Genomic DNA, 7,275 nt, shown 5'->3' with positions numbered 1-7,275 from the left:
GCATCAAGGGGTTTAGAAAGCTGGAGCTGGTCGTGAACAACGTCCGGTTCCAGGATGGGGAGCAGGTAACCGATCAGTCAGACAGGACTGCCGCCTGACTGCCATCCACCAGATTTGACTATAACTCTGGCTGGAGCTTGTGTGTGTTCTCATATGTCAAACTCACCGTTCCAGGTAGTTTCAATGACAGTGGAAGACTACGAATTCGTGTTGGCAGAGCTGCAGCGGCTCATCGACGATGCCAAGGCGCTGATGGCGAAATTCGAAACTGTGGAATTCGACCAGCAGCTGCCGGATGAATACCACGCGCTACATGAGCTCTATACCCGGGCGGTGAAAGCTCAAAAGCGTTATACCTATGAGGCATTGGATCTCATCGAATCCGACACGTCGGCATTGGAAAACTTTAATTTTAATTAAGCCATATCAATTCCAATAAACAGTACGCACCTGCCGATTCGTCACCCTATCCTCTTTTTATATGCACTAAGCTTCGTCTGAAAAATCGACGAGCGATAGCCAGACAAGGCGCAACGACCGTAGGGAGTAACAGCCGGAGGCTGGCCCGAAGGGTGAGCGTAGCGAATCAGAATTGGCGAAAAAGGACCGGGCTGGCGTCCCAGTTTATGTGGATTAAATGAGCATTTTGAGGCAATTTTTAACGCCGTATGGGTGAGCGCAGGCATTTTTCAGACAAAGCGTAGGCTCCCTCCTTTACTTCAGAATCCCTCTTCACTGTCGATAACTCTAGAAATCAGTGTCTTCAACCTCTCTGCGCCGGCGCGCGAGGGGTGATGGCAACCTGCATCGGCACACTCGAATGTATCAATCGTGCTGGTTTGCAGGCGATTGACGATGGCGAAGTCGCTTCCCGACGGGTAGTCCGCATCAGCGGCCGGTATCAGGGGAAGCCGGCGCCATCGTGTATGGCGTTCGTAGCATCAGCGCGGTATTCCGACATTCCGGTTTGATCCTTCGAGGAAGATAGTCATGCCTAACACCGTCGATATGGCGACACTCCATCTGAACCTGTCATCGAACGGCTCATCCCAGCAGCGGCTCGACATCCTGCTCCAGAGCGCGGAGCAGATGCCGCAACCGATGTCCCAACGTGGCAATGTTGCCCCGGATGACGATCCACTATCTATCTTCAGTGGCCCGCTGGGCGATCAGCTCAGTGAGCTCAACGAGGCCATGCGGCAATACGGCCTGCGCTTCGAGCTGAGCGAGTTCGACAGCCGTGTCATCACCAAGGTGGTAGACAAGGAGACCGGCGAAGTGATCCGGCAGATTCCGGCGGAGGAGATGTTGCGGATTGCCGAGGCTTTTGCCAGCGACAACGGCGGACGGCTGCTCGACGCTTCGGCATGACCGCGCAGCCCTGCCTTAACCGCCTGCCGGCCAGGCTTTTCAATTGCACTGACGTGTCGATGCCGGGGTAGCGTTTCATGTGCGGTGCGTCTCATGTGCGGTGCGTCAGAAGCGCTCAAGTTTCCGCAGAACAGACCGATAACCGCTTGCATACGGCGCCGTTATCTAGCGGCCAACCCGCCCTGACCCAAACGGCCATTTCAAGTATGCCTACTTCGCGAGACCGCTCCACACTGAACACTGACGGCAATCTATTCGCCAGAGACCTCGTTCACGATCTGATTCCCAAGCTCAAGATTACGGAAAATCTCGTGAACAATACGCTTCGCTTTAGAGCCGAAAAGGCTGGCAATAACGTCGAACGTAGCCACTACCAGCTTTTACGACAGGAATTCGAGCTGGAAATCATGATGATCAAGATGAATCTGGAGCATCTGCTGAAACGCTACGCTCGGGAAATTCAGGATGTCACCGACTCTGACGGGAACCTGACCGGCCCCATGCTGGAACTCGATCAACATGAGCGCTTTGCCATCGATAGCGCCAGGAAACTCTATGAGCGGGCGCGGGCCATCCAGACCGCTTGACGGGGCGTGGAGGGCTTTTGAATCAAAGCGAATGTCAGCAACTCGATACCGTCATTGACGATACCACGAGATGATGAAGCGCTTCGAGGTGGCGGGCATGATCAGTTCACCGGCTCATGCTTGCGCTGCATGTCGAGGAACACCTCGACATAGCGCTGTCCGCGTCGTGAGGCCTGCAAATCCATACCGCGATGGGTTCTTACCCATGTTATGTTGATAATCGTCAGCAATATCGGCAAAGAGGAGCCTCATGTTCAGTACACGTTTTGGCCTTACGCTTTGTCTGAAAAATGCCTGCGCTCACCCATACGGCGTTAAAAATTGCCTCAAAATGCTCATTTAATCCACATAAACTCCGCTTTTTCGCCAATTTTTGCCTTGTCTGGCTATCGCTCGTCGATTTTTCAGACGAAGCTTAGGGTGCATGTTACTCGCCACGCCCGCGAGCGAATGGCGCAGCGCAACATTAACGAGGCATTACTGGGTGAGCTTCTCGAAACGGGTCAAGTGCGATACAAAGATGACATCCGGTTATGGATTGCCAAGGAGGCCCCAGGGCGGCAGGATAATCTAATCTGTGCTGCCGTCATCCTTGAGGAGATGCTGGTAGTCAAAACGGTGATGCATCATTTTCAGTGGGAAAGCTAGCCATGCGTACGACTTATGATGAAGCGGACGATATTCTGGTAGTTCACCTCTCGGAGAAGCCAATCATCAAGGAAGGTTCTCAGGACTGGAATACCCATGTCAGCTATGCCGAGGACGGCACGATTGTCGAAATCGTCATACTCGAAGCTTCTAAACAAGGAGCATGGCCACTACTGCGTAGCCATGCAGCCTGATTCTCGAAAACACGGCAACCCCGCCAAGAGCCTGTATCGCTTGCCATCGATAGCGCCAGGAAACTCTATGAGCGGGCGCGGGCCATTCAGACCGCCTGACGGTGCGTGAAGCGAGGGCGGCCGGTTCCCCTTTTGCGGCTTGATGCGTCCGGCTTGCATGCGCCAGCCTTGAGGCGCACCATTTATCGTTTCGAACGATAAGCTTATGCAAGGGAGCTACATAGCACGATGAGCCTTTGGCGCCGACTGAGGGGAACCGATACGCGAGAGCAGATCCATTTCCGTGCTCGTCTGGCACGTTATTTTCCGATCATCAGCTGGGCGCCCTATTACAACCGCCACCTCCTCAACGAGGATCTGGTGGCATCCCTCATCGTCACGCTGATGGTGATCCCTCAGGCGCTGGCCTATGCCATTCTCGCCGGGCTGCCGGCGATTACCGGCCTCTACGCCAGCATGCTGCCGCTGATTCTCTATTCGATCTTCGGGACCAGCCGGACGTTGGCCGTCGGGCCGATGGCGATCGTCTCGTTGATGACGGCCGCCGCCCTCTCGCCGCTGTTCGCCAGCGGTACGGCCGCCTACAGCCAGGCCGCCGTGACCCTGGCCATGCTGTCGGGCCTGATTCTGGCCGTCATGGGCCTGCTGAAGCTCGGCTTCTTCGCCAATTTTCTCAGTCATCCGGTGGTCTCCGGCCTGCTCACGGCCTCCGGCGTGCTGATCGCCGCCAGCCAGTTCGCCAGTCTGATCGGCGTCGGGGGTTCGGGCTTCACGCTGATCGATCAGTTGGCCCACCTGCTGACCCACCTGAACGACATCCATTGGCCGACTCTGATACTGGGCGCCTCGGCGCTGTTATTCCTGCTGCTCATGCGCCGCGCCGGCCCGGTGTTGCGAAAGATGGGATTGCGGACCGGCGTCGCGACGTTCATCGTGCGCCTGGGGCCGGTCATGGCCGTCGCGATCACGACGCTGGTTTCCTGGGCGCTGGATCTGCCGGCGCTCGGGGTGAGTGTCGTCGGCCATATCCCCGCTCATCTGCCGCCGCTGAGCCTGCCATCGTTCGATCCGGGCCTGCTGCGCGACCTGCTGCTGCCTGCGTTCCTGATCAGCGTGGTGGGGTTCATCGAGTCGGTCTCGCTGGCGCAGATGCTGGCGGCACGCCGGCGCGAGCGCATCTCGCCGGATCAGGAGCTGGTGGGCCTCGGCACTGCCAACCTCGCGGCGGCCTTCACCTCCGGCATGCCGGTGACGGGCAGCCTGTCGCGCACGGTGATCAACTTCGATTCGGGCGCCCGCACGCCGGCCGCGGGGGCATTCGCGGCGCTGGGCGTCGGGTTGGTGATCCTGTTTCTGACCTCGCTGATCGCCTATCTGCCTATCGCGACTCTCGCGGCCAGCATCATCGTTTCGGCGATGACGCTGGTCGACCTGCCCGGCCTGAAGCGGACCTGGCACTATTCCCGCAGCGACTTCGCCGCGATGCTGATCACCATCGTGCTGACGTTCGTCGAGGGCGTGGAAGCCGGCGTGATGGCCGGTGTCGGCGTGTCGCTGGCGCTCTATCTCTATCGCACCAGCCGGCCGCACACGGCGGAAGTCGGCCGCCTGCCGGGCACGGAGCATTTCCGCAACATTCAGCGCCACGAGGCGGAAGTCGACGACGAGATCGCCCTGCTGCGCATCGATGAAAGCCTCTACTTCGCCAACGCCCGCTATCTCGAGGATACCGTCTACGGCCTGCTGGCCGATCGCGCCAACCTGAAGCACCTGGTGCTGATCTGCTCGGCGGTGAACCTGATCGATGCCTCGGCGCTGGAAAGCCTGGAGGCGATCAACGCCCGCCTGAAGGACTCACAGGTCACGCTGCATCTGGCGGAGGTGAAAGGGCCGGTCATGGATCGACTCAGCAAGAGCGATTTCCTGGAGCATCTGACCGGGGAGTCCTACCTCAGCACCTTCTCGGCCTGGACCAACATCCGCCATCGGCTCGATGACGAGCGGGCCGCGCTTCTGGCATCGAAGGCCTCGTCGACGGGAGACTCGAAAGCGTCGTCCACCGAAGCGTCAGGCCGATGACACAGCCTGCCGCTCGCCGTGCTGGCGGCGCATGATCGGCAAAATATCGCAACAGGCGCCGAGGGTCTGGCAGTCGGTCTTGGGGGCCGGACTCTTCTCTCTGGAATAGCGGCGGTTGTCGGCCGTCAGAATCCGGTACCAGGCGCCGTACTCGTGATCGATCATGTGCTGCCAGCAGTAATTGGCGATCTTGTCGTACCAGCGCCAGTAGCGGGCTTCGCCCGTCAGGTCGCCAAGCATCGCGGCGGCGGCGAGGCTTTCGGCCTGCACCCAGTACACCTTGTCGCGATTGAGAAACTGGCGGTTGAAATCCACGCCGTAGACCAGCCCGCCGTATCGGCTATCCCACCCCTTCTCGACCGCTTCGATGAACAGACGCTTGGCCGTGGGAATCAACCAGGTCTCTCTCGGGCAATGGCGGGAAAGCACCACCATCAGCCTGGCCCAGGTGGTCTGATGCCCGATCTGGAACCCCCAGGGGCGAAACAGGTCGTCGGGCTGGTCGCGGTGGTAATCGAAATCGGGGTGCCAATCGCGGTTGTAATGCTCCCAGAGCCAGCCATCGCCCATCGGCGCGAGCTTGTGCCACAACGTCCGCGCAATAGTCAGCGCCCGCTCCAGAAAGGCAGCGTCGCCGGTCGCGTCGAAGGCGCCGATCAACGCCTCGCAGCTGCGCAGATTGGCGCTCTGGCCACGGTAGCCGGTCAGCTGCCACTGGTCGTCCGCTTCGGCGGCGTACAACTGCCGATGGGGCTCGAAAAAACGCCGGGTCTGTAACGCATGCACGCGGTCGAGTCCGGCTCGGGCTTCGGCAATTCCTGCCTTCAGGGCCGTGGCGTAGGCCAGCATGACCGAGGCCAGCCCGTAACAGTGCTGAGTGGTGTCATCGGGTTTGCCGTTGTCCAGCGTCCAGGCATAGCCCTGGGTGCGGGTCTGGTAATGGCTCTCTTCCAGAAACTTCAGTCCGTGCCGCGCCCAACCCAGGTATTCCGGGTCGCCCGACTGCATGGCATAGCGGGCATAGAGGATCACGTAGCCGGCGCTGGAGACGAGATGCCGATGGTGGCGGTTGTAGAGATGCCCGTCGTCGGTGAGGTAGTGATGGAACCCCGCCTGAGGGTCGATACAGCGCGGGTGATAGAACGCCATGATGCTGGCGATGTGCTGCTCGATCTGGTGCGGTGTGGTCAGCGGCATGACGGACCTCTCTCTCTATCGCAAACGCTTCATCGCAAACGCTTCTATCGCAAACGCTTCTATCGCAAACGCTTCATCGCAAACGCTTCATCACGAACGTTCCTTGATCGGGCCTATCTCGTGACCGAGAACGACGCTTCGCCGCGAGCGTCTCTCACGACGAACCATTCGCCTAGCCGTGGCAACGTCGAAGTCTTCCTTGCCAGTCTGGTCGTCGGCCAGGTCCATCACAATGCGCCTCTCGTCGAGTGCCTTTTGGCTCGACACAGGCGTCGATATTTTTATTCAATATCGACAGACCCGAATAACACACTGATCGATTCCGACATGGCCCGAGACATGACCGCGATTTCCGACCGTTCTCCCACCGCGCTCGATGTCTATCATCGCCTGAAGGCGGACATCATTCGTGGCTTCTACGCGCCGCAGGAAAAGCTGCTGATGAGCCGGCTCAAGGCCCGCTACGACACCGGTGTCGGCCCCTTGCGCGAAGCGCTGACACGGCTGATCGGCGAGCGCCTGGTCACCGGTATCAGCCAGCGGGGTTATCGGGTGGCGCCGATGTCGATCGCCGAGCTGGAAGCGATCTACGACGCGCGGGCGCAGCTGGAAGGGTTGCTGATTCGGCTCGCCATCGAACGCGGCGACGACGAATGGGAAGCGACGGTGCTGGCACGTACCCATACCCTGGCCAAGGTCACCCGGGTACAGGACGCCGACGAGATGCTCGAACGCTGGGATACCCGCCACCAGGCACTGCACGATGCGATGGTGGCGGGTTGCGGCTGCCTGCCGCTACTGCAGTCCCGTGCGGCGCTGTTCGATCAGGCCCAGCGCTATCGCCACCTGTGGCTGCGCCAGACCGTCTTTTCCGAGCAGGCGCTCGTCGAGAAGCAGCGCGAACACCAGGCGCTGCTCGATACGATCCTGGCCCGCGACGCCTCCGCCGCCAGTTTACTGATGCGGGAACACCTGATGACGCCGGTGCCGATCATCCGGGAGCGGTTGCAGGAACAGGGCTGGGTTTAAGCGTCTCTGGTTAAAACGTCTCCGGTTCAAACGTTTCTGATTCGTAACTATTCAGGTGGCTGCGGATGGCATGTCGCCAACCACCTGATTTTTTTGGCATAGTGTGCCTGATCCTTCGGCACGTCTATGCGGTGACATGACCATCAGCGATATCAACGTCGACGAGGCCC

General features: G+C 59.5%; 8 protein-coding genes. 7 read left to right on the top strand and 1 reads right to left on the bottom strand.

Annotated elements, in window-relative coordinates; all coding sequences use genetic code 11:
• Positions 1–183 precede the first annotated feature (183 nt).
• The 6 genes from R3F72_RS18135 (at position 184) to R3F72_RS18110 (ending at position 4,879) form a co-directional block, all read left to right on the top strand.
• On the top strand, positions 184–420 hold the full coding sequence (locus R3F72_RS18135) for a hypothetical protein (protein WP_332780429.1): 237 nt from the start codon (positions 184–186) through the stop codon (positions 418–420).
• Positions 421–990: 570 nt separating this feature from the next.
• Entirely contained in the window at positions 991–1,371 is a 381-nt protein-coding gene (locus tag R3F72_RS18130; protein WP_332780428.1) for a flagellar protein FlaG, read from the top strand.
• Between the two features lie 311 nt (positions 1,372–1,682).
• A complete protein-coding gene (locus R3F72_RS18125) occupies positions 1,683–1,958 on the top strand; it encodes a hypothetical protein (protein ID WP_332780427.1) in 276 nt (91 codons plus the stop codon).
• Positions 1,959–2,279: 321 nt separating this feature from the next.
• A complete protein-coding gene (locus R3F72_RS18120) occupies positions 2,280–2,606 on the top strand; it encodes a DUF4258 domain-containing protein (RefSeq protein ID WP_332780426.1) in 327 nt (108 codons plus the stop codon).
• Between the two features lie 2 nt (positions 2,607–2,608).
• Positions 2,609–2,800 (top strand): DUF2283 domain-containing protein, encoded by a 192-nt coding sequence (locus tag R3F72_RS18115; protein WP_071230222.1) that lies wholly within the window; start codon positions 2,609–2,611, stop codon positions 2,798–2,800.
• 228 nt (positions 2,801–3,028) lie between these two features.
• On the top strand, positions 3,029–4,879 hold the full coding sequence (locus tag R3F72_RS18110; RefSeq protein WP_332780425.1) for a SulP family inorganic anion transporter: 1,851 nt from the start codon (positions 3,029–3,031) through the stop codon (positions 4,877–4,879).
• Here R3F72_RS18110 and R3F72_RS18105 read toward each other — a convergent pair.
• Positions 4,868–6,076, bottom strand: coding sequence for an AGE family epimerase/isomerase (locus R3F72_RS18105; RefSeq protein ID WP_332780424.1), 1,209 nt, complete (start codon positions 6,074–6,076; stop codon positions 4,868–4,870). The genes R3F72_RS18110 and R3F72_RS18105 overlap by 12 nt on opposite strands.
• A gap of 327 nt (positions 6,077–6,403) precedes the next feature.
• Here R3F72_RS18105 and csiR point away from each other — a divergent pair, with 327 nt between their 5' ends.
• On the top strand, positions 6,404–7,105 hold the full coding sequence (gene csiR / locus R3F72_RS18100) for a DNA-binding transcriptional regulator CsiR (RefSeq protein WP_442978368.1): 702 nt from the start codon (positions 6,404–6,406) through the stop codon (positions 7,103–7,105).
• Positions 7,106–7,275 lie beyond the last annotated feature (170 nt).

This window comes from Salinicola sp. 4072 (assembly GCF_036663415.1).
Lineage (GTDB): Bacteria > Pseudomonadota > Gammaproteobacteria > Pseudomonadales > Halomonadaceae > Salinicola > Salinicola salarius_A.
This window is presented reverse-complemented; position numbering and strand designations above follow the sequence as displayed.

Bases quoted from the DNA above. Each gene is read 5' to 3' on its own strand.
- R3F72_RS18135 (WP_332780429.1), top strand. From the start codon at position 184: ATGACAGTGGAAGACTACGAATTCGTGTTGGCAGAGCTGCAGCGGCTC.
- R3F72_RS18130 (WP_332780428.1), top strand. From the start codon at position 991: ATGCCTAACACCGTCGATATGGCGACACTCCATCTGAACCTGTCATCG.
- R3F72_RS18115 (WP_071230222.1), top strand. From the start codon at position 2,609: ATGCGTACGACTTATGATGAAGCGGACGATATTCTGGTAGTTCACCTC.
- R3F72_RS18110 (WP_332780425.1), top strand. From the start codon at position 3,029: ATGAGCCTTTGGCGCCGACTGAGGGGAACCGATACGCGAGAGCAGATC.
- R3F72_RS18105 (WP_332780424.1), bottom strand. From the start codon at position 6,076: ATGCCGCTGACCACACCGCACCAGATCGAGCAGCACATCGCCAGCATC.
- csiR (WP_442978368.1), top strand. From the start codon at position 6,404: ATGGCCCGAGACATGACCGCGATTTCCGACCGTTCTCCCACCGCGCTC.